Source organism: Engelhardtia mirabilis (genome assembly GCF_007748095.1).
GTDB lineage: Bacteria > Planctomycetota > UBA1135 > UBA1135.
In genome coordinates this window covers 5041432-5065108 of the sequence record NZ_CP036287.1, presented here as the reverse complement: position 1 = coordinate 5065108, position 23677 = coordinate 5041432, and the positions used below count along the sequence as shown (strand labels likewise).

At 70.7% G+C, this 23677-nt stretch carries 21 protein-coding genes; 9 read left to right on the top strand and 12 right to left on the bottom strand.

Going from position 1 to position 23677, the window contains the following annotated elements:
* Positions 1-26: 26 nt before the first annotated feature.
* The 5 genes from Pla133_RS26530 to Pla133_RS18600 all read right to left on the bottom strand — a co-directional run bounded on the left by Pla133_RS26530 (position 27) and on the right by Pla133_RS18600 (position 4557).
* Positions 27-356, bottom strand: a complete 330-nt coding sequence (locus Pla133_RS26530; protein WP_145068021.1) for a hypothetical protein — start codon at positions 354-356, stop codon at positions 27-29.
* A 42-nt stretch (positions 357-398) separates the two neighbouring features.
* The gene (locus Pla133_RS18615) at positions 399-1472 is read right to left on the bottom strand and encodes an SGNH/GDSL hydrolase family protein (RefSeq protein ID WP_145068017.1); all 1074 of its coding nucleotides are present in this window, start codon (positions 1470-1472) and stop codon (positions 399-401) included.
* Between the two features lie 13 nt (positions 1473-1485).
* Positions 1486-2472: a phytanoyl-CoA dioxygenase family protein gene (locus tag Pla133_RS18610; protein ID WP_145068014.1), complete on the bottom strand. Its 987-nt coding sequence runs from the start codon at positions 2470-2472 to the stop codon at positions 1486-1488.
* A 5-nt stretch (positions 2473-2477) separates the two neighbouring features.
* Positions 2478-3440 carry a phytanoyl-CoA dioxygenase family protein gene (locus tag Pla133_RS18605; RefSeq protein ID WP_145068011.1) on the bottom strand — a complete coding sequence of 321 codons (963 nt, stop codon included), beginning with the start codon at positions 3438-3440 and terminating at the stop codon, positions 2478-2480.
* Between the two features lie 76 nt (positions 3441-3516).
* Positions 3517-4557: an ATP-grasp domain-containing protein gene (locus Pla133_RS18600; RefSeq protein WP_145068009.1), complete on the bottom strand. Its 1041-nt coding sequence runs from the start codon at positions 4555-4557 to the stop codon at positions 3517-3519.
* Between the two features lie 159 nt (positions 4558-4716).
* On the opposite strand from Pla133_RS18600, the gene Pla133_RS18595 reads away from it, so the two are divergent.
* Entirely contained in the window at positions 4717-5058 is a 342-nt protein-coding gene (locus tag Pla133_RS18595) for a DMT family protein (RefSeq protein WP_145068007.1), read from the top strand.
* A 21-nt stretch (positions 5059-5079) separates the two neighbouring features.
* Here the strand turns inward: Pla133_RS18595 and Pla133_RS18590 are convergent, their stop codons facing one another.
* Both Pla133_RS18590 and Pla133_RS18585 read right to left on the bottom strand, forming a co-directional pair.
* Positions 5080-6276: a hypothetical protein gene (locus Pla133_RS18590; RefSeq protein ID WP_145068003.1), complete on the bottom strand. Its 1197-nt coding sequence runs from the start codon at positions 6274-6276 to the stop codon at positions 5080-5082.
* 383 nt (positions 6277-6659) lie between these two features.
* Entirely contained in the window at positions 6660-8147 is a 1488-nt protein-coding gene (locus tag Pla133_RS18585; RefSeq protein ID WP_145068001.1) for a deoxyribodipyrimidine photolyase, read from the bottom strand.
* Positions 8148-8481: 334 nt separating this feature from the next.
* On the opposite strand from Pla133_RS18585, the gene Pla133_RS26525 reads away from it, so the two are divergent.
* Positions 8482-8979, top strand: a complete 498-nt coding sequence (locus Pla133_RS26525) for a GNAT family N-acetyltransferase (RefSeq protein ID WP_419191714.1) — start codon at positions 8482-8484, stop codon at positions 8977-8979.
* Between the two features lie 46 nt (positions 8980-9025).
* Here Pla133_RS26525 and Pla133_RS18575 read toward each other — a convergent pair whose 3' ends face one another.
* Positions 9026-10258: an FG-GAP repeat domain-containing protein gene (locus tag Pla133_RS18575; RefSeq protein WP_145067997.1), complete on the bottom strand. Its 1233-nt coding sequence runs from the start codon at positions 10256-10258 to the stop codon at positions 9026-9028.
* Positions 10259-10456: 198 nt separating this feature from the next.
* Between Pla133_RS18575 and Pla133_RS18570 the strand changes: the two genes are divergently transcribed.
* From Pla133_RS18570 to Pla133_RS18565, 3 genes are all read left to right on the top strand, one after another.
* Positions 10457-10984 (top strand): hypothetical protein, encoded by a 528-nt coding sequence (locus Pla133_RS18570; protein ID WP_145067994.1) that lies wholly within the window; start codon positions 10457-10459, stop codon positions 10982-10984.
* A gap of 137 nt (positions 10985-11121) precedes the next feature.
* Positions 11122-11292: a SelT/SelW/SelH family protein gene (locus Pla133_RS26520; protein ID WP_419191713.1), complete on the top strand. Its 171-nt coding sequence runs from the start codon at positions 11122-11124 to the stop codon at positions 11290-11292.
* Between the two features lie 286 nt (positions 11293-11578).
* Entirely contained in the window at positions 11579-11935 is a 357-nt protein-coding gene (locus tag Pla133_RS18565; RefSeq protein ID WP_419195402.1) for a hypothetical protein, read from the top strand.
* A 100-nt stretch (positions 11936-12035) separates the two neighbouring features.
* On the opposite strand, the gene Pla133_RS18560 is transcribed toward Pla133_RS18565, so the two are convergent.
* Complete coding sequence (locus tag Pla133_RS18560) at positions 12036-14696, bottom strand: hypothetical protein (RefSeq protein ID WP_145067989.1); 2661 nt, start codon at positions 14694-14696, stop codon at positions 12036-12038.
* Between the two features lie 203 nt (positions 14697-14899).
* On the opposite strand from Pla133_RS18560, the gene Pla133_RS18555 reads away from it, so the two are divergent.
* Together Pla133_RS18555 and Pla133_RS18550 are read left to right on the top strand one after the other, a co-directional pair.
* The gene (locus Pla133_RS18555) at positions 14900-15415 is read left to right on the top strand and encodes a GNAT family N-acetyltransferase (RefSeq protein WP_145067987.1); all 516 of its coding nucleotides are present in this window, start codon (positions 14900-14902) and stop codon (positions 15413-15415) included.
* Positions 15416-15697: 282 nt separating this feature from the next.
* Positions 15698-16558, top strand: coding sequence for a tetratricopeptide repeat protein (locus Pla133_RS18550; protein ID WP_419191712.1), 861 nt, complete (start codon positions 15698-15700; stop codon positions 16556-16558).
* A gap of 239 nt (positions 16559-16797) precedes the next feature.
* Here the strand turns inward: Pla133_RS18550 and Pla133_RS18545 are convergent, their stop codons facing one another.
* Positions 16798-17157, bottom strand: coding sequence for a hypothetical protein (locus Pla133_RS18545; protein ID WP_145067981.1), 360 nt, complete (start codon positions 17155-17157; stop codon positions 16798-16800).
* A 181-nt stretch (positions 17158-17338) separates the two neighbouring features.
* On the opposite strand from Pla133_RS18545, the gene trmB reads away from it, so the two are divergent.
* Positions 17339-17965, top strand: a complete 627-nt coding sequence (gene trmB / locus Pla133_RS18540) for a tRNA (guanosine(46)-N7)-methyltransferase TrmB (RefSeq protein ID WP_145067979.1) — start codon at positions 17339-17341, stop codon at positions 17963-17965.
* Positions 17966-18060: 95 nt separating this feature from the next.
* On the opposite strand, the gene Pla133_RS18535 is transcribed toward trmB, so the two are convergent.
* Positions 18061-18231, bottom strand: a complete 171-nt coding sequence (locus tag Pla133_RS18535) for a DUF1328 domain-containing protein (protein ID WP_145067977.1) — start codon at positions 18229-18231, stop codon at positions 18061-18063.
* Between the two features lie 445 nt (positions 18232-18676).
* Here Pla133_RS18535 and Pla133_RS18530 point away from each other — a divergent pair, with 445 nt between their 5' ends.
* Complete coding sequence (locus tag Pla133_RS18530; protein ID WP_145067975.1) at positions 18677-21706, top strand: hypothetical protein; 3030 nt, start codon at positions 18677-18679, stop codon at positions 21704-21706.
* A 92-nt stretch (positions 21707-21798) separates the two neighbouring features.
* On the opposite strand, the gene Pla133_RS18525 is transcribed toward Pla133_RS18530, so the two are convergent.
* The gene (locus Pla133_RS18525) at positions 21799-23250 is read right to left on the bottom strand and encodes a peroxidase family protein (RefSeq protein WP_145067973.1); all 1452 of its coding nucleotides are present in this window, start codon (positions 23248-23250) and stop codon (positions 21799-21801) included.
* Positions 23251-23677: the final 427 nt, after the last annotated feature.

Below are 23677 nucleotides of genomic sequence, written 5' to 3'. Positions count from 1 at the left end.
CCCTGCGGCGCCGCCAGAGCTGGGAATCAGGGACCCGGCTGCCGTGTCTCGGACGATCCCGAATCTCGGCCGGTCTTGCGGGGGGCGGCGTCGGAGACCACGTCCCTCACGACCACGCGGCCATCGACCGTCCGGAGCATCGATCCGCCCGAGCAGGTCGCCCAGCGTGACCCGATCGCCCGGTTGCAGCTCGGCACTGCCCCATTCGAGGTGGGCGAGCGGAGGGGCCAAGCCGTCGCAGCGCGCAGGCCGTGGTTGCCCTCGATCACGTCGAGGTCCAGGTCCGGAACCCCCATGTCCGGGCGATCTTCGCGGGCCGTGGCAGCGCCGCCGCGCAGGCCTTGTGCCACGATCACTGGCGCGGCGATCCACGACTGTCCTCGCCGTGCGCGCGGAGCTCAGTGCGTCTGCGCGACGCGCGCGAACGGCTCCCAGCCCTGCGCGAGCGCCGCGCCGATCGCGAGCGCCTTCCAGAGGTTTCCGTCCGCGTCCACGTGGACCAGGTCGATGAACGCGCCGTCGAGCAGCTCGTGGCCGGCTTCGGCCTCGGCGGCCAGGTCGATCAGCAGGTAGCCCTCTTGCGCGCACAGCGACCGCAACTCGTCGTTGTGCTCGGCGATGCCCATGCGCCAGGGTTCGAGGTCCGCGGAGCCGAACTGCGCGCGGCTGGCGATGGGCAGGGTCACCAGCGCCACCCGCGCGCCCTGGGCGGTGGCGTCGCGGGCGATGGACTCGACGTTGCGGCGGAAGGCGGCGCGGCCGGCCGGCGCGAGCTCCGCCACCTCCGAGCGCTTCGGACGCACGACCGCGTCGTCGAGGGTCGGCGTGGGCGGCGCACCGGCGATGGCCGCGACGAGGGCGCTGCCAGAGAACAGGCCGCGGTCCCCCCGCTCCAGGCTCCACGGCCGCCGGTAGTGGGCGTAGTCCGAGCGGAACCCGGGCCACATGCGCGGCGCCACGTCGTTGGCGGCGTGGTGGATCAGGACCAGGTCCGGCTCCAGGTCCTTGGCCGCGAGGAACCAGTGCACCAACGTCTCGGCCGTGGTCCAGCCGGCGAGGCCCAGGTTGACGACCTCGACGCTCTCGCCGCTGCCTTCGAAGTACGGGTTCAGGCCGCGCTCGAGGAAGAACGGATAGGAGGCCTCGGGACCGCCGTCGTTGCCCACCTCCGTGGTCGAGGCGCCCAGGCAGAGCACGCGCAGCACGCCGGCGCCCTTCTCGCCCGGCCACTCCGCGCCCAGGAAGCCGCGCTCGTTCACCGCCGGATCCGCGGGACGGTGGGTGTAGAGCAGGTGCGGCCGCGCCTCGAAGTCGGGAGCTCCGGCCTGGACGCTATTCCAACTCGGCGGTAGGCCGAAGCGCTCGGGGGCCAGGCGCACCACCAGCTCGGCGGCGAGCAGGGCAGCCGCGAGGCCGAGGGCGACGGCGAGCAGCGGGCGACGGCGGGAGGGGGGGGACGAGGGGACACCCATGGGCCCTTCGATCCTATCCCGTCAGGCGCTCCCGGCGGCGACGGCGGGGGAAGGCCGTCAGGCGCAGGCCGCTGTCCAGACGGCGCGTCAGGCGGCGCCGGCGATCCCAGGCGTAGGCCGGCACCGCTCCCCGGGGGCAGAAGTGCGTCACCAGGCTGCGCCGGGTGGAGTCCGCGACGGTAACCGGGCTACCCCCGTGGACCAGGCCCGCATGCCAGATCAAGACGTCGCCGCGCTTGGGCAGGAACCGGCGCCGCTCCAGGCCGAGCTCGGCCGCGAGGCCGTGCCAGTGATCCGAGTAGTCGTCGGGGACCGGGGCGCCGGGCTCCAGGTAGTGACCGCCGTCCGCGAAGCGATAGTCCGCCAGGTGGTTGCTGCCCAGGTAGTACTCGAGCTCGCCCGAGCCGGGCTCGATGTCCTCCAGGGCGATCCAGGTGGCGACCATCTGCCAGGGCGGAGTCAGGCCCACGAAGTTGGTGTCGCGGTGCATGGCCTGCTCTGTGCCGCGCTCGAAGACCAGGGACTGGAAGGCGTCCACGCGAGGGCCGAGCAGCAGGTGCAACCAACGCGCGAGCCCCGGGGCAGCCAGGACCGCGCCGGCCGCCGCGGAGTGCAGGTGCAGGTCGAGCAACTTGTGGGGCTCGCTGCGCCAGTGGGGCTGGAGTGGGTCGAACAGCACCTCGTCGGCGGTGTAGTGCTCGACCCAGACGCGGGGATTCGCCCCCGACCAGGCCGCCTCCACCGCAGCGCTCAAGGCTTCCAGTCGCGCCTCGTCGATGGCGCCCTCGAGGACCATCAGACCATCGCGCCGCCAAGCCTCGAGCCGCGCGCGGTCGGACGCGTCCAACTTCAGCTCCGCGAGTCGCCGCTCGGCGTCGGGAGTGTCGTACCAGGGCCGCTCGCCCAGCCGCGGGTCGACGCGCGCGCGGAACAGTGGCTGGACCACCCAGCGCCGCGCAGCCTCGCGGGCGACGCGCAGGGGAGTGCGGACCAGGCCCATGGAGGTCAGGCGCCGCGCACGACGGCCGTCATCGACAGACCCTCGTCCTGGCGTACGCGGTGGCACTCGCCGCCGCCCCAGATGTAGGCCGGGACCGCGCCCTCGGGTGCGAAGTGGGTCACGAAGCTGCGTCGCGTGGCGTCGGGCTTGGTGATTGGCGAGCCACCGTGGACCAGGCCCGCGTGCCAGATCAGCACGTCACCCTTCTTGGGCAGGAAGCGTTGGCACTCGAGGCCGCGCTCGGCCGCCGACAGGTGCCAGTGGTCGCAGTAGTCGCCGGGCAGGGGCTGGCCCACGCCGAGGTAGTTGCCGCCGTGGGGGAAGGTGTAGTCGGGCAGGTGGTTGCTGCCGGTGAAGTACTGCAACTCGCCGGAGCCCTCCTCGATGTCCTCGAGCGCGATCCAGGCTGCGATCATCTGCCAGGCCGGACGCAGCCCGACGAAGTTGGTGTCGCGGTGCATGCCCTGCTCGGTGCCGCGGTCGAAGACCAGGCTCTGGAACGCGACCACCTTCGGACCCAGCAAGAGGTGCAGCCAGCGCGCGAACTGCGGCGATGCCAGCACTTCGCGGGCGGCGGCCGAGTGCACGTGCAGGTCCAGCATCTTGTGCGGGTCCCCGCGCCAGCGCGGGCCGACCGGGTCGCACAGGACCTCCTCGGTCAGCTTGCCGTCGACCAGCTCGCGCTTGTAGTGCTCGACCCAGACGCGCGGATCGCCGAGGGTCCACATCTCGTCGATGCTGGCCAGGAGTGCGTCGAGGCGCTCGGGCTCCACGGCCCCGGGCAGTTGCACGAAGCCGTTGGTGCGGAAGGTGCGGATGGTCGCGCGGTCGGTCGCGTCGACCTCCGACTCGAGGCGCTCATCGGCGCCCGGGAGGTCGTACCAGGGCAGCTCCGGAAGGGCGGCTTGGTTGCCCTCGGGCTTGGATCCGGACCCCTGGCCGAGCTTGGATAGCAGCTTGTCGAGCATGGCCGAGGGAGCGTAGCACGCACCCCGCGCCCGCGGGGCCGGCCGGCGACGTCGCGTGCGGCGGCCCGTGCGCCCCTCAGGAGCGCAGCAGCGCTTCGAGGATCCGCGCCTGGCCGGAGACGGCCAACTCACGGTGCCCCATGTGGGCCAACTGCGCCAAGAGGGGCGTGGCGTTGACCTCGATCACCGTGGCCTCCGACGGGTCGGCCGCCAGGGAGCGCACGCGCAGGTCCACGCCGGCCAGGCGCAGGCCCAGGGCCTGCCCCGCGCGTACGGCGAAGTCGCGCCAGCGGTCCGGCAGCTGCGGCAAGAGCTCCGCGGTGCAAAGGCGATTGAGGTTCAGGATCGGCTCGTCGAGGGTGACCTTCTCGCCCTGGGCCGGCACCCGTTGGGCGAGGCCCGTGCCGCCCCCCGACGAGCGCGCCTCGCGCGTCTCACCCAGGCGTTTGGCGAGGGTCTTGGGGTCGAAGGACTCGAAGCGCGAGTCGATCGACCTCAGGAGCGTCGCCACGTCCCGCTCGCCGTCGCCGACCACCGTGAACGGGCGCCGTTCGTAGGCCGCCAGCAGCTCACCGTCGAGCACGTCCACCCGCAGCTCGCGGCCGTCGACGACCGTCTGAGCCAGGGCCACGCGGTCGAGGCCCCAGATCGCTTCGATGCCACGGCGCAGCTCCTTCTCCGTCTCGACCAGACGCACGAAGCGCCCGTGGGAGAGGCGGTTGGGCTTGACGATCAGGGGGAAGCCCTTGGCCCGCGCCAACTCGAGGGCGGGATCCAGACCCACGTCCTTGGCGTAGCGCGTGTCCGCGAAGTGCTTGGGCGACAGGGCGCGCACCCCGGCCGGCACTCCGAACCCCGCGCGCCGCAGCACGACCCCGGCGTAGTGCTTGTCCAGCGCCAGTTGGGCCGCGGCCGCGTCGTTGATGGGCGTCTTGGCGCCGACCATCGCGCGCCGCCGTCCCCCGGGGAGTTCGACCTCCCACAGGTAGCCGAAGGCCGGGTCGAGGACCTCGGTGTTCCAACCCAGTCGCGCGGCGGCCTCCAGGCAGAGTTCCACCACGAAGGGGACCTCACGCCGGGAGTGGGCCCGCAGGTCGATCGATTCGTCGCGTTTCACCCGCGCGAGGTTGCCGTGGCGCCCGGCCGCCGACAAGGGGCGAGGTGGGGGGAGCGCGTCGAGCGCCAGGGTGCGCGCCGGCGTGGCGCCCGGGAGCCGCGGGACGGATAGTCTCGCGGCCGTTGCGACCGCGCCCCCCGCTTCGAAGGTCGTCCGAACATGCACCCGATCCTCGCCACCGTCCTGCTGCTGTCCCTCTCGAACGTCTTCATGACCTTCGCCTGGTACGCCCACCTGAAGGAACTCGGGCACCGACCCTGGATCGTGGCGGCGCTCGTGAGCTGGGGCATCGCCCTGTTCGAGTACCTGTTGCAGGTGCCCGCCAACCGCATGGGCTACACCGTGCTCTCGGTGGCCCAGCTCAAGCTGCTCCAGGAGGTGGTCGCGCTCACGGTGTTCGTGCCCTTCGCGCTCTTCTACCTGCGCGAGCCGCTGAAGCTCGACTACCTGTGGGCGGCCCTGTGCCTTGTAGGTGCGGTGTACTTCGCCTTCCGCAACTGACGCCCCGCGTGGCGTCGCCGCTCAGGGCCGCGCGATGGAGAAGGCGTGGCCGTTGGTGACCTTCCATGAGGCGCTGCCGGCGTCGAAGACCAGGACCTGGGTGTAGAGGGTCAGGGGCGTCGGCAGGAACGGGGGGATCGGCGCGGGGAACAGGAGGTCGCCGCTGGCGGGGACGAGGCCCTGGCCGACCTGGGTCGCCGAGGGGGCGATCCAGAGCTGGCCGCCGAGCAGGGGCGTGCTGGGGCAGTTGGGCTGGTTGGCCAGGAAGAAGAACGCCGGCGCGCCGGCCGGGCCTCCGAACAGACCCAGCTCGAAGCCGGGGGCGGGGCTCGTGCTCTGCCCGCGCGAGTCGTGCACCGGGCCGACGGGCGGGAAGGCCGTGCCGAAGGTGATGCCGTGGGCGCTGTAGGCCAGGCCGCAGGTGGCGCCGAAGACCACCGGCGTCACGGGTTGGGGCCAGTAGAAGGTCGGCGGCGCCCCGCCGGGCGCGACGCGCTCGATCAGCGCGCCGTCGGTGAGCAGCAGGGTCGAGGTGCCCGCGCCGGCGCTGTGGTCGATGGCGATGCCGTAGTGGGGCGGCAGGGCGCCGGTGACCGCCGGGGCGAAGCTCTCGAAGGGGCCGCCGCCGGGGGGCTGGACGACGACGATGCCGCTCGCGCTGGAGAAGTACAGGTCCCCCGACACGGGGTCGCGGTCCACGTCCGTGTAGGTCGTGAACAGGTCCGGCAGGGTCCAGCTCGGAACCGCGAGGAACGCCGCGCAGCCGGTCGTGGGTGGCAGCAGGCCGGCCGCGCGCACGCCGTCGGTGACCCACAGGATGCCGCTCGCACCGTCGCACCCCAGGCCCGTCAGCGGGCCGAACGTCGGCAGGACGGCGCCGAAGCCGAAGGACGCCAGGGGCGTGCCGCCGCCGACGGCGTAGCCCGTGATCGTGGGTCCGTCCGTGACCCAGATGCGATCGCCCACGCGGTCCACGGCCACGTCGCCCAGGAGACTCGGCGGGGCGGGCAAGGTCCCGACCGTGGCGCAGCCGAAGGGAGCGAGGGTCTGGAACGAGCCCTGGTAGGGGCCGTTGGGATAGCCGCAGGGGCCCGCGCTACCCACCTGCTCGTCCACGAAGCTGCCGTGCAACGTGTACAGGGTCTGGGCGGACGCCGCCGCGGCCGCGAGCGTTGCGAAGAGGGACAGGAACAGGGCGGCGTGGACTCGAGTGTGCATGGTGGGCGCTCCGTCGCGTCGGGGTGGAAGGTCCCGGTGACCCGCCAAGCGGATCCGGCGAGACCGAGCACACCAGCGACGGTCGCCGCGAAGCTGCACGGCGGAAGCAGCACGGGGCCGTGCACCGCCACCTCGGGGGCGCGGCTACGGCTCGTCGAGCGTGGAGGCCCGGGTGGCGGTGAACCCCTGGGGTCGTTGGGGTCGATCGGCCAGACCGGGATCCGCAGGGCGCGGGGCAGGTCCAGCGTCGACGGGCCCAGGACCCAGAAGGTCGGGGCATCGGGCAGGGCGTGGCGCGGGCGCGACAGGTCGACGCCGCCCGGGACCGGGGGGGCGCGCGCCAAGTGGTCGAGGTCCCACGGGAGCCGCGCGGTGCCCGGCGGTCAGTTGAACAGCTGGCCCGGGCCGTGCTGCTCCAGGTAGGCGCCGACCTTGAGCTTGCGGCGCGTGTTGTCGCTGCTCATGAAGCGGATCTTGCCGAACACCGGCCGCTCCGGTCCCCAGGCGCGGTCGTAGCGACCCAGGGTCCAGAAGATGCCCGAGTAGGAGTTCGGGTCGCGGCCGTCGAGGGCGTACTTGTTGTTGAGCTCGATCAAGACGTCCAGGGCCTCGCGCGGCGTGGCCGTCCACTCGAGCACCTTCTTGCCCCACAGCATTCGCAGGTAGTTGTGGATGCGGCCGGTGCGCACGAGCTGGGTCTGTGCTGCGTTCCACAGCTCGTCGTGGGTCTCGGCACGCTCGAACGTCTCGAGCCCGTAGAGGTGCTCGCGCGGATCGCTGGTGTGCTCTTCGAGGGTCTCGCGCGCGAAGGCGGGCAGGCTCTCGAAGCGGTCGTAGTCGTCGGTCAACGTGCAGCGGTTGAAGCCGATCTCACGCCAGGTGATCAGCTCGTCCAGGAACGACTCCGCCGGCGGCGACATGCCCCACCAACCCTCGCGCGAGCCGCTGGCCACGTCCGCAGCGTCGTCCGGCGACCACTTCTCGCGCCGGGCGATGGCGGCGAAGACCTCGTGGGCCGAGAGGTGCCCGAAGTGCAGCCAGGGTGAGAGTCCGCTGGCGACCTCGTCGACCGGATCGTTGCGGGACTCGTGGTAGCGCGCGAAGCCCGACTCGAGCCAGGCAGCCAGGCGCTCACGCCCCGCGCGCCAGCCGCCCGGACGATCGTCGACCGGCGTCACGCCGTGGTCGATCGGCAACTCCGCCAGGGCTTCGGCCGAGCCGCTCAGCAGGGCCTCGCTCGGCTCCGGCCAACTCGCATCGAGCTCCGCGGGCAAGCTGCCCAAGCGCGGCAGCTTGGCATCCGCGAGCGGGTCCTCCAGGGGAAAGCGCTGCAGCGGTTGGTAGAGGTTCTTCTGCAGGTGCCGCCGGAAGCTGGCCGCGGTGGTGAAGACCCGATCGGTGGAGCGCTGGGGGTAGATGCCGTTCGAGTCGATCGCCTCGGTGGCCACGTCGACGCGTCCGGCCAGTGCGGCGGTCATGCGCGGCAGGAAGAAGCAGGGCCAGTCGTCGGTGACCACGGCGCAGGCCCGCGCGGCCAGGGACTCCACCAGGCCCGCTCCGGCGCCGTGCTCGGGCTCGACGTAGGCCCGGTAGGTCGCCCGGGTGCCCGCGAAGGCCTTGCGGTTGGCGGCCATGCCCTGGAGCACGAAGGCGTGGTGGCGATCGCTGGCCCAGCGGTAGCCCGCGCGCAGGGGCTCGAGCACCAGGAGCGGTCGGTCCGTCTCCGCGGCCAGCTCGACCGCCCGTTGCAGGGCGAAGTTCCAGCGCGGCCTGCGGTTGGCGATCATCCAATAGAGGACGAACTCGCCCTCGGCTCGGATGGGGCGGCCGTTGAGGGACGTGATCCGGTTCTGGGGGACTTGGGCGGACATGGGGGCACTCATGGGCGACCGTCGGGGCTCCCGCGAGGGGCGGGTCAGGCGAAGATTGGGGCGGTCGGGCCGCGATCCCCAGAGCTCGGTGAGGCGTTGCGTGCCCACGCTCATCGCGGCGCAACGTGGCCCCAGGACAGGGCTCCGGCCGTGGAGGGATCGATCCGCGCCCGATGGGAGCAGGGCGAGGAGGCGCAGGAGCGCGGACTCGTCGAGCGACGCCGGGCCGCCGACGGCGCCGGCGGAGGGCCGCGGTTCGCCGCCCCCCGGGACGGTAGACCTCCACGATCCCGGGCTTGACGCCCGCTCTCTCGGCCGCGAGATTGTGGACGCCATGACCGAACCGCTCGACCTCGACGGAGAAGGCTGCGTCCGCACCGCCACCGCCGACGACCTGCCGGCCCTGCGCGGGTTCTTCGCCGACTATCGGCGCACCATCTCAAGCTTCGATTCGAGCATCGACGCCGACGCGCCTCTACAGGCGGACTGGGTCGAGCGTCCGGGCGACCTGTTTCCCTTCGTCATCGAGCACGGCGGCGTCCCCGTCGGCTTCGCCTTCGTCATGGGCGAGCGCTACGCCGCCGCTATCGGCCAGGACGTTCAATGGGTGCTCTACGACCTGTTCGTGCGGCCCGAGCAGCGGGGGACGGGCCTGGCCCGGCGCGCCCTGCTGGCGATCTGCGCGCAGCTGACCGGCACCTGGTCGATCGACGTCTTCGACGCCAACTCGACGGCGATCGGCTTCTACGAGCGCGCCCTCGTCGGCCACGCTCCCCGGCGCACGCAACCGGAAGCCGCGGCGCCGATGACGCGCTTCTCGTTCACTACCTGAGATCGACGGCGGGCGGGCACAGCGCCCCGGCGCCCCCAGCCACGGCTCAGCGCTGGAGGAACACGTAGGTGCCCTTCTTGTTGGAGGTGACGATGTCGACCCGACCGTCCAGGTCGATGTCGCGGGCCATGACCTGACGCCCGACGCCTGAGTCCACGTCGACGATCACCGGGCGGTAGTCCGCGCGCTGGCCGCCATTGCGCAGCAGCCAGACCACCAGGAGCGCCGGGTCGTCGAAGCCCGGGTCCGTGCCGTTGTGGGCGTAGAAGGTCTTGCCCGTGACCAGGTCGAGCTGGCCGTCGCCGTTCACGTCCGCCCAGGCCAGGGCGTGGAGCTGGCTGAACTGCAAGGGGGCCGCGGCGCCGCCGAAGGTGCTCGGGGGCGCTGCGGGCATGATCGTCCGGGGCTCGAACACGGTACCGCCGGGCGTCTCGGACCGGGCGTACCAGTGGAGGCCGTAGCCGTGGGCAGCCCAACCCGCGAGTACGTCCCCGTCGCCGTCCAGATCGACGTCCTGGACGAACATCTGAGCTCCACCCAGACCGAGCATGGCCGGGTGCAGCGGCCAGATCGGATCGCCCGCGAGGGACGGCGGTTGCTCCAGCCAGCCGATCGCCGTCAGCAGGTCCGCACGACCGTCGCCGTTCACGTCCCCGAGGCCGAGCCCGTGGAAGAACGGGCCCCAGAGTGTCGGGCCGGCCGGGTCACTGACCGGGTGGAAGGTCCAAGGGGCGGTCGCATCGACCGGATCACGCTCGGCGAAGCCCAGGCGACCCTGGTGAGCGCAGACCAGCTCCGAGATTCCATCGCCGTCGACGTCCGCCAACAGAGGTGATTCGCCGTCGACGCCGTCGAGGACGACGTGCACGGCCCACGGGCCGGACCGGCCCTTCGGATTCTCGTACCACTTGGCCGCGGTGCCCGGAAAGCCGACCACGAACATGTCGTCCCAGCCGTCCGCGTTCAGGTCCTCCACGAAGGTCAGGAAGCTGTCGAAGGCGTAGAAGGTGATCGGGTAGGCGAAGGCGGGGTAGATCGCGTGTCGCTCGAGGAAGTCGGGCGCTTCGTACCAATAGGGTCCGGCGACCACGTCCAGGTCGCCGTCGCGATCGAAGTCTCCGACGCCGACACCTTCGCTGTGGTAGTCGACATCGAGCACGATGCGCTCGAAGTGCAGGGACTCGAGCTCGACGACCGGAGCGCTCGGGACCGCGAGCTGTTGCGTGGCGGCCGAGCAGAGGAACCAGACGAAGGTCAGTAGACCCGGGGGCGCGAGCATGGGACGAGTCTAGCCCGGCGAGCCATCGCTCACGGACCTCTGGCGGTCACTGGAGCCGGTCTTCGTAGCGCCTGTCGGGCTCGAAAGCCGCCAACCGGGCGTTTCGCCTGTGGGAGACGCCTTCGCAGACGCGTCTTTGGTGTCGCTTGACGGGTCCCGTCGCGCTCGACAACTTGGTCGCCAGGCCCACGCCGCGCCATGAGCCAGCCCAATCTCTTCCTCCTGCAAACCGCGGAACCGGCGGCGATCCAGCGGGCCACCCTGGAGTTGTCCGAGGCCTGCAAGCACGAGCGCCCCGGTCCGCGACGGGCCAGGCTGAGCGAGGTGGCCGAAGGGCTCTTCGTGCTGGAGTTCGATCGACCCTTGGCGGGATCCCAGGCGGTGAGACTGATCGGGCAGCTCTTCGATCACGCCGAGATCGACGAGGTCGTGGCCTGGATCGAGGGCGCCGGCGGAGTGTGCTACGAGCTGCGGCCGGAGCTCGCGCGTCTGGATGACGGCGCCACCCGCTTCCTGCACGGCAGCAGCGCCGCGGGCGAGGGGGTCGAGGTCTACATCCCCGAGTGCTGGATGCGCCCTGCGTCGTCGGCGCCCCCCTACCAGCCCGCGCCCAGCGCCGTCGGTGACGGACGCACGGTGCTCGAGTGGGACGTGAGCTTCGACGACGAGCTCTCGCCGCGCTTGGACCTGACCCACGCGGCAGGCGAGACCTGGCCGCTAGGCTGAGCGACGAGGCGCGTTGAATGGACGGCGCGATCGAACTACAACCGGCGCAGACCATGAAGCTGACCATCCGCTACTGCCCGACCTGAAGCGGCAACCAGAGTAGGGCAGCGGGTCTCGCTGCCTCCATCAAGGAATGGTTGGGCCAGGACGTCACCCTCGAGCCGGGGCGCAGGGGCCAATTCGATCTGACTGCGGACGGCGAACTGATCTCGACGCGGGGCGGCAACTGGCTCACGCGCCCCTTCGGCGCCGGCTATCCGGACGAGGAGGAGCTGATCGCCCGCCTACGCGAGCTCCTGGACCCCTGAAGCCATCGCACGCGGGTGGTGCGAGACCGCCGGTTCGACGTTCCGGCCGTCGCGCTGGAGTTGACCCCAGGTCCTGACGCGGCCCTGTCTGCTGCGAATGGCGCGACCTCGGTGGGCGCCCGGCCGCAGAGGGGGCCCCTGGCCGCAGAGGTGTATCGGCACCATTGGACCCTGGCGGCGCTGCGTGTTATCAACCCGTCGAGGGTTCGTGGGAGCAGCGTCGGTCAGAGCGGCGCCGACTAGAACAATGGCTATCGAAGTTCAAAAGCTGGATGGCGGCGGAATCTTGCTTCGAGGGCGAGGGACCGTCAGTGCGCGGCAACTACTCGATGTCAAGGAGGTGCTCTTCGGGTCGGACGAGGTCACGCGAGCGATCACCTACCTGTTGGTCGACTTCGAGGATGTGGCTGAAGTCGAGGCCGGGGAGGACGAGGTCCGCGCCATTGCCGAGCGGGACCGACGGGCCGGCGTGGTGAACCCTGGCATGATCATCGCCGTGGTGGCGCTCAAGGACCTCCACTACGGACTCAGCCGGATGTGGGAGATCATGCTCGAGTCGGCGCCGATGGAGACCCAGGTCTTCCGCAGCCGCCCGGAGGCCGAAGCCTGGATCGTCAGCAAGCTCGGCGCCACCGGGGCTTGAGCCGAGGACCGTCCAGGGCCCGGTAGCGGCGCCGCCCGACCTCGGCGTGTCCCGGATCCGCGGGGGGCGAGCATTCGCTGCCCGCCCCCCCCTGTTGGCTTCAGAAGATCTTCCCGGGCTCGACGTTGCTCGCTACCAGGGGCAGCGGGCCACCCGGAGCGACCGCGGCGCCCTGCAGCCACACGTCGAGACCACCGCCCAACTCGGGCGGCAGGGGGAAGGCCATCTCGGCCATGCCCGCAGCGTTGAGTTGCGTGAACCAGATCGGATGGACGGTTCCGTTGCCGATCGCGAACTCGACCAGGCCCGGTAGATGGGTCACGCCCTGTTCGAGGGCCAGCACCACGACCAAGGTCTCGCCCGGGGCCGCGGCCGCACGGACATTGATCGAGTCGAGGGACCAGAAGAGGGTCCCGTTGCCGGCCAGGATCGTCGGCGTCGGAGCGGCCGAGACCTGGATCGGGATCTGTGCACTCCCGGCCGGGCCGCTGACGACCACATCGAGGGTGCCCAGCTCCGAGAGCAGCGGGACCAGGAAGCTGATCTGGTCGTCGCCCGTGATCCAGAAGGTCGGAATCGGCGTCGAGCCGAGCTTGACCTCGGTGATCGCAGCGAGACCCGAGCCGGCCAGAGTGATGCCGTCGAGCGAGCCGTCGTGGAGGGTCACCATTGCCGCCGGCGCGATCGACGCCAGGGTCGGCGGCTGGACCGCGCCGGTCACGCGCGCGCGCAATTGGTAGGAGCCGGTCCGGCGGTGGGGGCTCTGGGACCTGACGACGACGCGGTACTCGCCCGCGACCGGCGTGGCCAGCTCGATCAGCGCGTTGCGGCCGACGCCGCTGTCCGCATCCAGTTCGAGAATCTGTCCGTCGGGGCCGATCAGAACCAGCAGCGGGTCGCAATAGGTCTCCGCATCGGCGACACCCTGGGGGTAGCGTGTGCGCACCTCGAGCAACTGCTGGGCTTCGACCCAGAAGCTGTAGTGGTCCTCGTCGCCGTCGCCGGGGACCGGCGGGTCCTGGTCCGAGGCGTACAGGGTGTGAGTCTCGGTCCAGCTTCCCAGGGCGAGTGGCGTGGCCTGGGACGGTTCGCCGTCGGGCTCGCTGGCGTCGGCGTAGAAGCGGATCTTCCACTCGTCGAAGGCCTGGGTCAGAAGGTCGTACTCCGTCGCGTGCCCGTCGGCGAAGAGCCCCTCGAAGACGTCCAACACGTTCAGCTGCTCGGCCTCGAGCACGGTCTGCCCGGTGTAGGAGGCCCACAGGAGCGCGTCGCCGTCGAGGCCGCCGGGGAACAGGAAACTGCCGTCGATGCCGTCGTCGTCGACGGTGTCGCCGTCGGTGGTCGCGGCCGTGTCGACCAGGTTCCAGAGCGCACAGCAGACCGCGACCTCGTCCGCCTCCCCGCCGATCAGGCTGGCCCAGGGCTGACCGCTCTCGAAGTCCAGGCGCAGCTGCACCGACGAGAGGCCCGTGGACGGTCCGCCCTTCAGATCCGCATAGATCCCGGGGTCCTCGACGCCGGCGAACTGTCGGACGGCGCCGCCGAAGAAGCTCGCGTAGCCCTCGCCCATGGACAGGCTCGGATACTGGTCGCTGTCGCCGAAGAAGTGACCGCCGCCGTCGTGGTCGGTGTCGGAGTAGAGGAAGCCGACCACGTGGCCCAGCTCGTGCAGCAGCACCGAGTCGTCGTAGCCGTCGCCGTTGGCGAGGTTCACGTTGTTGCCCGACGCTTGGCTCTGGGTGCCACCCGGCCACATGGACCGCATCCCGGCTGCTGCCGGTGCCGCGCCGAGGTGCTCGAGGTACAGGCTCGCGTCGACGATCACGTCGAGCTGGGCGAAGCCGCTGCCCTGCTTGGTGCCGCTGAAGCTCTTCTGAGCCACCACGGTGCCCACGTCGAGCTCGACGCCGAGGTCCCAGCCGGCGAAGGTGGCGCTGGTCACCGAGTAGGGCACCAGGTCGATGTCGGTCGCTTCGAGCAACGCCGGTTCGAAGGTCTCGCAGACGGAGTCGCAGCGCACCAGGAGGTCCGCCGCGCCCACGCCGGTCAGCGGAAGTTCGAAACTGCCGTCCATGGCCGTGGCGCCCGTCGCCAGGACCTGGTCGCTGGCCGTGTCGATCAGCTGCAGGCGAGCGAGCCGGATCGGCCGCTCGGGCTCGGCGCCGGTCCAGCCGTCGATGTTGTAGTCGCGGTCGACGTACTTGAAGACGCCGCGCACGACGGGAGCCGAGGACTCAGACCAGGGTGCGAGGATCCGCTCCCGCCGGTCCCCGTCCTCCCGCGTGCGGCGTGCCCGCACTTCGCGGGTCGTGACGCCGGCGCGCTGCATGAGGGGTGCGTCAATGGGCAGAGAGCCCGTCCCGACGGTCACGAACTCGCTCCACGCGACCGGAATCCCGCCGTCCGGCGTCGCGATCACCAGGTTGGCCTCGATCTCGACCTGCTTGGCCCCCGGACCGCCGGGCAGCTCCACGCGAGCCCAGCCGGTGACGGACTGGCCGGCGTCGAGCCACGCGGTCTGCGCACGGCTCTGCTCGAGCACTCGGCCGCCGTGGGGCAGTTGGATCTGCGCGCGGATTGCAGTCGCCTGCCGCTGCGGCTCGATCGCGTAGTTGATCGTCGTGGCGCCGGCGGAACCCGCGACCAGCTCGTAGGTGATCGCGACCGGAGGGCGTGGCTTACCCCCGCCGTCGTGGGGCGCGCCCAGGGCGGGGGCGGCGAGGATCGACAGACAGAGCGGGAGCCAGGAAGTGGGGCGCATCGGCATCTTCGGGGGCCAGTGGGGGGACTGGTCGAGGCACGTCCGATCGGGGCGATCGGGGCGAAGAGGGGCTTGGGCGTGTGGCCTCGGGACCGACTAGGCGGCGGGCACGCCGCGGTCACGGGGAGTGGCCAGATCGGCGCGTGGGCGCTGGCACGGCACTCCTTGCGGTCCTAGGCTCCGCCGTCACACCCGAGGACCCCATGGAGCTGTTCACCACCCAACGCCTGATCGTCCGCGAGCTCGACTTCGACGACGAGGAATCGCTCTTCGCGGTCTACAGCGATCCCGAAGCCATGCGTTGGGTCGACGACGGTCAGCCGATCCCGCGCGGGGATTGCACCCGTTGGATCGAGGTCACCCGCCGCAACTACGCGACCCGCGGCTACGGCATGTCGGCCGTGGTGCTGGCCGAGTCCGGCGAGGTGGTCGGCTACTGCGGCCTCGTGCACCCCGGCGGGCAGGAGGAGGCCGAGGTCAAGTACGCCTTCCTGCGAGCCCACTGGGGCGCTGGCCTGGCGACGGAGACGGTCACGGCGATGATCGAGTGGGGGCGCGAGCGCTTCGGGCTGCGGCGGGTGATCGCGACCTTGAGCCCCGAGAACTTGGCCTCGAAGCGAGTCCTCGAGAAGTCGGGCTTGGCGTCGATCGAGGTGCGTCGAGATGAGGACGGTTCCGAAGTTCTGGTGATGGCCTGGGAGGCTTCGACCGGCGCGTGAGCACCGGGACCGGTTCGGCGTCGACGGCCGCGCGCGTCCCTTGATCTGCAGCACACCATGGGAATCTTCAAGCGACTGTTCGGCCGCGGCGGGCACGCCGCAAGGGAGCCGCAGGATGCCCGGCGTGGTCCGGTCGAAGCGTCGGGGCAACCGCCCGAGGCGACGCATCAAACGGGGCGGGCATCGCGGCCCGTGCTCGACGCGGCGTCCTCGGAGCTTGAAGCGTCCGCGACTGCGGAAGTCGAACCCCAGTCGCCCGCGGCCGCGCCGAACGCGATCCGCATGTTCGACCGCGAGGGCAACGCGGTGCTGATCGACGCCGAGGAGTACCGCACGGGGATCCTGCCGCGCATGTTCGAGTCGGTTCGCCAGCAGCCCGATCAGCTCTATGCCCTGTTGGTCGACGCCTTCGGCCGCGGCTGGTTCGAGGACGGGCTGGAGAGCGCCCGGGCCCTGATCGAGGTCGATCCGAATCGCGAGCGGGCGGCGACCATGCTGGGCATCGCCCTGATGCAGACCGGCCGCTTGGACGAGGCCCAAGCGGTGCTCGAGGCCCAGGTCGCGTCGGCCGGACCCAGCGGTGTGGTGCTGACCAACCTGGCCAAGGTGCGGGCGAATCGCGGGGACCACGAGGGCGCCGAGGCGCTGCTCTGGGAAGCCCTGCAGCTCGATCCGAACGTGCCCAACTCCGTGGAGTGGTGGGGGGCCATCGCCCGCGAGCGCGACGGCGAGGCCGGCTGGATCACCGCCCTGGAGCGGGTCGCGGCCCTCGACGGAAGCTGGCGTGCCCAGCTCTGGCTGGCTCGCACGGCGCTCGAGGCCCAGGACCCGGAGCGCGCGCTCGAGCTCTACGCCCAGGCCCTGCCCCGCGCCCGCGAGTACGGCGACGCCCTGATGATGATCTCGGGCGACCTCGGTCGCACCGGGCACCCCGGCCGCGCGGTCGCGTTGATCGAGCCCGTCTACGACCCGGCGGTCCACGGGCCGACCGCGGGCTTCAACCTGATCCACGCCAGCCTGCAGGTCGGCGAACGCGAGGCGGGGCTGCGGGTCCTGGGGCGGCTCGAGGCCCTGGAGCGCAAGGACATCTCGCGGCACCTGAGCGAGCTCCGCGCGCGGTTCGAGGACCGGGCCCCGGACTGAATCAGAAGGCGCAGGATTCTCGTCCTCGCCGAAGGACGTGGGCGACTCCGACCGCGAAGTCCCCTCACCGCGGAGGCCGATCGGCGCTCGCGCGGCCAAGGCGATACGGGCGATCGGGCGCGCCTACCAAGTGCGCCGGCGGGCGGAACGGATCCGCGGCCCGAGTAGCCTGCCGCAGATCACCTCTGCGCTCGGCACGACGCTCGGGAGGGTCGACATGGTTCGTCTCCGTCGCGCTCCTATTTGTCCGGCCGCGCGAAGGGGATCTCCAGCACCTTGCTCTTTTGGCCGCCGGCGGCCGCGAAGTGCACCCGGGCCAGGAGCAGGGCGCTGTTCGACACGTACTCGATGCGCCAGGGCCGCAAGTGCGCCCGGTTCTCGAAGGCGACCACGCCGGCGGACTGCTGGGTCAGCAGGAACTCGGTCGGCGAACCGGCCTTGCCCACGACCTCGGCGATGTAGACCAGCTCGTCGCCCCGCGCCTCGATCGTCAAGCGCTCGTCGAGCTCCTGCCCGTGCTCGCCGGTGTGCCAGGCCTCGGCGCGCAGTTGGTTGCCGTCGCGCCACCAACGCTCGCCCGCGGCGTTGGGTCGGTCCAACCGGCGCCAGTCGCCGACGAGCCACGAGAGTCGGTCGAGCCGCCCGGCGGCTGAGGGAACCTCGGCCGCGGGCGTTGCGCAGGCCGCCAGGGCCAAGCAGGTGAGGCCGACGAGGGCGGTCGCGAGCCGTCCGGTGCGGTGGGAGCCCGTGCTATCCTGCGCCCCTCGACCCAACCCGACGATGCGCCTCCAACGACTCCTCGACACGAGCCCGATCGCCGTCCGCCCCGAAGACCTCGCGAAGCCCATCGACTGGGCCGCGCTGTTCGAGGCCGAGCGGCCCGTGGAACTCGAGATCGGTTCGGGCAAGGGCACGTTCCTGGCCCAGGAGGCGGCAGCGCGGCCCGAGGTCAGCTTCTTCGGCGTCGAGTACATGGGGAAGTACGCGGCCTACATGGCCGACCGGTTGCGGCGGGGCGGCCTGCTCAACTGCCGCACGACCTCGATGGACGCGACGGTGTTGGTGCGCGACCACGTGCCGAGCCAGAGCCTACAGGCGGTGCACGTCTACTTCCCCGATCCCTGGCCGAAGAAGCGCCACCACAAGCGACGCCTGGTCAGCGCGGCCTTCCTGCCCGAGCTCGAGCGGATCGTCGCCCCCGGCGGGCAGTTGCGGATCGTGACCGACCACCCGGAGTACGCCGAGTGGGTGGCCGAGGTCCTGGAGCGCGCGACCCTCGAGCGGATCGACTACCAGCCCCCGGCGTCGGCTCGCGAGGGGGAGATGGTCGGGACCAACTTCGAGCGCAAGTACACGGTGCGCGACGGTCGGGAGTTCCACCCCTTCGCGTTGCGTCGGCCCCTCTGAACTCGAGTCACGGGATTCGAGCGCTTGCGCGCGAGTCTCTGCGCCCCAGGCCCCCGAGGCGCGAGCTCCGAGGCCCGAGCCCCTGCACCGTCAGCTCAGTAGGCGGGCCGGCGTAGGCCGCCGACGCCCAGCGCCACGGCGAAGAGCGCGAGGAAGACCCAGAAGGCCATCTGAGCGAAGACAGAGGCCGAGCCGATCAGGTCGAGGTAGCCGATCAAGCCGCTGAGGAGGGCGGCGACGAACAAGGTGAGTGCGGATCCGATCATGAGCTTTTGTTGCGCCGGCAATCGGCGCGTGGAGTTCGTGCGGGAATGTTTGCTCGGGGGGCACGGGTCTAGGAGAGGGCTCATGGGCCCTAGCGGACGCCGTGTACCCGTTCGAGTTGAGTAGTCCCGAAGTGGGCACCCCCAAGCGGCCCCCGGAAGGCCCCCGGGGCCTGTTCGATCGGCGTAACCGGCGACCGGACCGGAGACGGTCGGGGCGTGCGCGTGGTCTGGAACGACGGCCAGGCGGCGGGTGTGGCGTCCCTCCTGCGGGGATTGAGGGGAACCGAGGGCGCGCTCCCGATCGTCGGGAAGACTGGTCCGGGGCCCTGCGGCCGGACTGCCCGGGCGGAGTCCCGTCCGATCGGCCGCAACCGCGCCCCGCCGTTCCCCCCGGCGCCGCTACCCCCCACTCCCCGGCGGCGCCGCAACCGTCCCTCCCCGACCCATGACTCGAGCGACCCTGACCGCCCTCTCGGCGGCCGTCCTCTGCGTACCCCTCGCCCTCTCCGCCCACGCCGGCCAACTGGAGGCCCAGGGGCTCCCCGATCGCTCGCCGGACCTGACCGCAGGCCTGGCGACCTGGCGCGCCGAGCACGGGCCCTCCTGGCACCTGCGCCGGGACGCGGGCACCGGCCACGCGGCCTTCCTCTTTGGCGGCAGCGTCGCCGCCAGCACCACCCCCCGGGTCGACGGTGACTACGTCGCCCAGGCCCTGGGCTTCCTCGAGAGCGCCCACGGCCTGCTCGGCGTGGACCTCGAGGCCCTCGGCGAGCCGACCGTGACCTACCTGCCCCTGAGCTTCGGCGGCAGCAGCGACAAGGTCGTGGTCAGCTTCGGCCAGGTGGTCGACGGCATCCCCGTGCGCGGGGGCAAGGTCAACGTGCTGCTCGGCATGGACGGCACGCTCCTGGCCCTGGACAGCACGGGCCTGCCGAACCTGTCCGAGTTCTCGGTGCGGCCGACGGTGTCGAGCGCCATGGCGCGCGCCGCCGCCGTGACGTCCTTCGTGCAGACCACCGGCCTGGCCCCGACCGAGGTCGGCGAGCCGCGCCTGGTCATGGTGCAGGAGCAGCAGGGCAAGCTCCGCGCGCCGGTCGCCGCCTGGGAGCTGGACCTGCGCTTCGAGCAGTCCGGCGCGGTCTTCGCCCGGCGCTACGCGGTGGCCGCCGAGGGCAGCCCGCGCCTGGTGGTCGACGAGGACCTGATCCACTTCTTCGACGTGGGCGGCCAGGTGCTGACCAACGCCACCCCCGGCACCCAGCCCGACTCGGCCTCGAACCCCGAGGTCCAGGTGCCCGCCGCCTACATGCGCGTGGACAGCTCGGCCGGCTCGGTCTTCACCGACCAGAACGGCTTCTTCAACTTCCCCGGCGTCAGCGGGCCGTTGAACGTCACCTTCCAGTACGAGGGCAGCTTCAACGACGTCTTCAACGATCAGGGCGCCGAGCACGTGATCACCCAGTCCCTGAGCGGGACCGGGAACACGGTCTTGATGAACCCGACGGGCGACGCCCAGGTCACCTCCCAGTCGAACGTCTTCGTGACGCTCAACGCGATGCGTGACTGGATCCGCAGCCTGAACCCGACCGACGGAGCCATGGACTTCGTCAACAACTCCGAGGTCAACGAGGACTTCACGGACTTCGGGACGTTTACGATCAGCAACTGCAACGCCTTCTACGACGGCTCCAGCACCAACTACTTCCTGCCCGGCGGCGGCTGCGTGAACACGGCCTACTCGACCGTGATCGCCCACGAGCAGGGCCACTGGCTGAACGACCGCTATGGCAGCTTCAACGGCTCGGACGGCTTCGGCGAAGGCAACGCCGACGTCTTCGCCATGTACCTGTTCGACACCCCGATCGTGGGCTCGGGCTTCTCCGGCGGCAGCACGATCATCCGCAGCGGTGAGAACACCCTGCAATACTGCGGCGACGGCAACGGCGGCTGCTACGGCGCGGTGCACACCGACGGTCAGGTCCACATGGGCGCCATGTGGAAGGTGCGGCGCAACCTGCAGACCAAGTACGGCACTGCCGTCGGCGGCCTGGTCGCCGACCAGCTCCTGAGTGGCTGGATGAACGGCTACGACCAAGGCACGATCGACAGCGTGATCGAGATCCAGTTGCTGACCCTGGACGACAACGACGGCAACATCGACAACGGCACGCCCAACTACGCCGAGATCGACGGGGCCTTCCTGGAGCAGGGCTTCCCCGGCTACGAGCTCTCGTTGATCGCGGTCGCCAACTTGGCTGCGGTCTCCGACAGCCTCGACGAGGCTGGTCCCTACGGAGTGGCCGTGGTCGCAGCTTCGCTGATCGGTGGATCGCTGACCCAAGTCGAGCTGAAGTTCGACGCGGGCGCCGGCGTCCAGACCGTGGCCATGTCGAACAATGGTGGCGCCACCTACGCGGGCTTGATCCCCGGCGTGCCTTCACCCGCCCAGGTGGACTACTGGGTCGAGGTGACCGACAACCTCGGCAACACCAAGACTTGGCCCGAGGACGGCGCGGCCGCGCCGGCGCGCTTCACCGTCGGTCAGCTCGAGGTGCAGTTCTCCGAGAACTTCGACGGCCCGACCGACAACGGCTGGACCCACGCCCAAGTGCAGACCCAGGACGACTGGCAGCGCGGCGTCCCGGGCGGCAAGGGCGGCGTCTCGAGCGGTATCGCCTGGAATGATCCGGACCAGGCCGTGAGCGGCCTGAACGTGTGGGGCAACGACCTGGGGCCGGACGGCTTCAACGGCGCCTACCAGCCGGACGTGATCAACTTCCTGCGCTCGCCCCTGATCGACCTCAGCGGTGCGAACGGCGCGACCCTGCGCTTCCAGCGCTGGTTGACGGTCGAGGAGGCCATCTTCGACCAGGCCCAGATCCGCCTGAACGGCGCCACCGTGTGGGAGAACCCGCAGAACGGCAACCTGGTGGACACGGCCTGGACGAACTTCGAGCTGGACATCTCCTCCGCCGACGGTGACCCGAGCGTCGAGCTCGAGTTCCGGCTCGAGTCCGACGGCGGGCTCAACCTCGGCGGCTGGAACATCGACGACCTGGAGATCTTCACCCTCAACCCGAGCCCGAGCTTCTGCCAGCCCTCGATCTACGGCGCGGGCGTCGCGGGGCTCGGCGGTCAGGTACCGACCATCGACGCCAAGGGCCAACCGGCGCAATCGGGCAATACCGAGTTCGTCGTGGCGGTCAAGAACGGTCGGCCTCAATCGGTCGCGACCATCGTGGTCGGCCTGCAGTCCGCCGACATCCCGGCCTTGGGTGGGTCGCTGCTGGTCCTGCCGATCCTGACGCCGAGCGTACTGCTGGACGTCTTCGGTCAGATCACGCTGTCGGTGCCGCTGTCGAACTCGCCCGGCCTGATCGGCCAGACCCTGTTCGTGCAGGCCTTCGTCACCGACGCGGCCGCGCCCGAGGGCTTCTCGATCTCGCCCGGCTTCGCGGCGACGATCTGCAACTGATTCCGAGGGGCCGGGAGGCCCCTTGAAGTGAACAGGCCCGCCGGCGCACGCAATGTGCCGGCGGGCCTTCTCGTCGACGCGAGGTCGCCGTCTCAGGGAGCGACCGACGTCCCGGCGAAGTCGAGCAGCTCGCCCATGGTCTTGCCGATCGTCGGCTCGAAGCGCGGGTGGATGTTCAGGTAGCTGCGCGGGTCACCGAGGATCAGTCCGATCAGGACCTCGGCCACGATGCGTCCGCCCACGGCGCCCAGGCGCTCGCCGCCCTGCTGCAGCTCGGCCTCCTTGAGGATGTAGAACCACAGGGGTGCCTCGTTGACCCCCGAGTTGGCGATGCCGAGCTCGGAGTTCGGGATGATCTGGTCCTCCGGGAGGGCCATGGCCCGAGCGATGGCCTGGCCGCTCGGCAGGCCCATGCGCCAGCCCCGAGCCAGGTTCAGGAAGGCCAGCGAGGAGTTGCCGTCGAACGGCAGGTTCATCAACGCCGGCGAGAGCTTGCCGTCGAGCTTGCGGCTCTTCTGCGGGTTCGAGCCACTGATCTCGAAGAACGTCTTCCAGTCCGCGGTGCGTCCCTCCGGCAGGGGCCTGAAGCCGCGCAGGTCCTCGTCGTGACCGGCGCCGGCGGGCAGGAAGATGGGCAGCGCCGACACCCCGGCGTTCATCTGGTACGAAGGCCGCACCATGCTGTGCCCCAGCCGGTAGGCGGCGACGGAGAACTCGACCGGGATGAACGGTTGGTGGCTCCAGTCGTAGAAGTAGAGGTTGGCGTTCTGCGGACCGGTCGCGTCGAGGTCCGGCAGGATGTCGTCGACCAGCTCCTTGCTCACGACCCGGTCGCGCAGGAAGTCGTGGATCACCACGTACTGGTAGTGCCAGCGCACGACCTGTTGGGTCCGCTCGAACGCCTCGTCACCGGTCAGCCCCTCGTCGGCCTTGACGCGACGCAGGACCTTGTTGTGGAGCTTCAGGAACGCCAGTTGGAGCTGCGAGACGATCAGGTTCTCGTCGTTCCGCATGTCGCCGATCAGAGCGCGGCCCTGCTCGTTGCGGGGCAGGTCGTCTTCACCGGTCGCCTCCAGCTCGGACATGGCGATCTCGCTGTCCTGCAGATCCGCCGGAAGCTTGCGCCCCTTGCCGAGCAGGAACTCGCCCCCGCGACCCTCGCGCCGGTCGTACATGAACGGCTCGTCGCCGGGCCCCTCGCCGTAGACGTTGTCGAGGTCCAGCCGCGGCGTGCGGAAGTTCTGCAGCCGGTCCGGATCGTTCTGCTTCTGCAGGCTCGACGTCGGGTCGAAGGTGATGTCGTGGTCGATGAACTGCCCGAAGTAGGTGTAGCCCGCAGGGATCTTCGAGTTGTCGAAGCTGTCACTGCTTCCAGCCGCCTCGAACATGGTCGACGCCGCATTGCGAAGGTAGCGCTCGCGCTCCGCGTCGGTCTTGCCCGGCGGTACCCAGGGCGGAAGCTCGCGGAAGAGCCGGCCGAACGGGCCGTGGTAGAACTTCGAACGCGGAGCGGTGATGTCGCGGCTCAGGTTGCCGTGGTTCATGGGTGTGGCTTTGGGGACGGAGATCGGACCCGGTAGATGGCCTCCGGTCCCTCGCGACCCCCGCGGGCGCCCTCGAGCGCGCGAGGAGTGAGCAGAAGGGAACGAGGAGTGCGGCCGTGCGCCGCCACAGATCAGGAACGGCGTCCCGCACGAAGCCGGTTGTCGGTTTACGTTGGCCTTACGCTTGTCTGTCGGGCGCTGGAGCGGAACCAGAGCCCCTCTACAGTCGCTGGCGGACCGGCCTAGGGCCCCACGCCGCAGCCCTGATCGAGAATCCCGCCGACGGCCCCCTCTCTTTGCGTTCATGGAGGTGCCGGGTCGTGGACGCCGGGCGGCTCTCGGGCCGATGCGGGCAGCAAGGTGGAGGAATGGGGTCTGACCATGGGATTGATTGCATTGGTGTCCGTTTGGCGTGTGCTCGTGCCGG

Coding starts and splice junctions, on each gene's coding strand:
- Pla133_RS18615 (WP_145068017.1), bottom strand. CDS start 1,472: ATGGGTGTCCCCTCGTCCCCCCCCTCCCGCCGTCGCCCGCTGCTCGCC.
- Pla133_RS18610 (WP_145068014.1), bottom strand. CDS start 2,472: ATGGGCCTGGTCCGCACTCCCCTGCGCGTCGCCCGCGAGGCTGCGCGG.
- Pla133_RS18605 (WP_145068011.1), bottom strand. CDS start 3,440: ATGCTCGACAAGCTGCTATCCAAGCTCGGCCAGGGGTCCGGATCCAAG.
- Pla133_RS18595 (WP_145068007.1), top strand. CDS start 4,717: ATGCACCCGATCCTCGCCACCGTCCTGCTGCTGTCCCTCTCGAACGTC.
- Pla133_RS18590 (WP_145068003.1), bottom strand. CDS start 6,276: ATGCACACTCGAGTCCACGCCGCCCTGTTCCTGTCCCTCTTCGCAACG.
- Pla133_RS18585 (WP_145068001.1), bottom strand. CDS start 8,147: ATGTCCGCCCAAGTCCCCCAGAACCGGATCACGTCCCTCAACGGCCGC.
- Pla133_RS26525 (WP_419191714.1), top strand. CDS start 8,482: ATGACCGAACCGCTCGACCTCGACGGAGAAGGCTGCGTCCGCACCGCC.
- Pla133_RS18575 (WP_145067997.1), bottom strand. CDS start 10,258: ATGCTCGCGCCCCCGGGTCTACTGACCTTCGTCTGGTTCCTCTGCTCG.
- Pla133_RS18570 (WP_145067994.1), top strand. CDS start 10,457: ATGAGCCAGCCCAATCTCTTCCTCCTGCAAACCGCGGAACCGGCGGCG.
- Pla133_RS18560 (WP_145067989.1), bottom strand. CDS start 14,696: ATGCGCCCCACTTCCTGGCTCCCGCTCTGTCTGTCGATCCTCGCCGCC.
- Pla133_RS18555 (WP_145067987.1), top strand. CDS start 14,900: ATGGAGCTGTTCACCACCCAACGCCTGATCGTCCGCGAGCTCGACTTC.
- Pla133_RS18550 (WP_419191712.1), top strand. CDS start 15,698: ATGTTCGACCGCGAGGGCAACGCGGTGCTGATCGACGCCGAGGAGTAC.
- trmB (WP_145067979.1), top strand. CDS start 17,339: ATGCGCCTCCAACGACTCCTCGACACGAGCCCGATCGCCGTCCGCCCC.
- Pla133_RS18535 (WP_145067977.1), bottom strand. CDS start 18,231: ATGATCGGATCCGCACTCACCTTGTTCGTCGCCGCCCTCCTCAGCGGC.
- Pla133_RS18530 (WP_145067975.1), top strand. CDS start 18,677: ATGACTCGAGCGACCCTGACCGCCCTCTCGGCGGCCGTCCTCTGCGTA.
- Pla133_RS18525 (WP_145067973.1), bottom strand. CDS start 23,250: ATGAACCACGGCAACCTGAGCCGCGACATCACCGCTCCGCGTTCGAAG.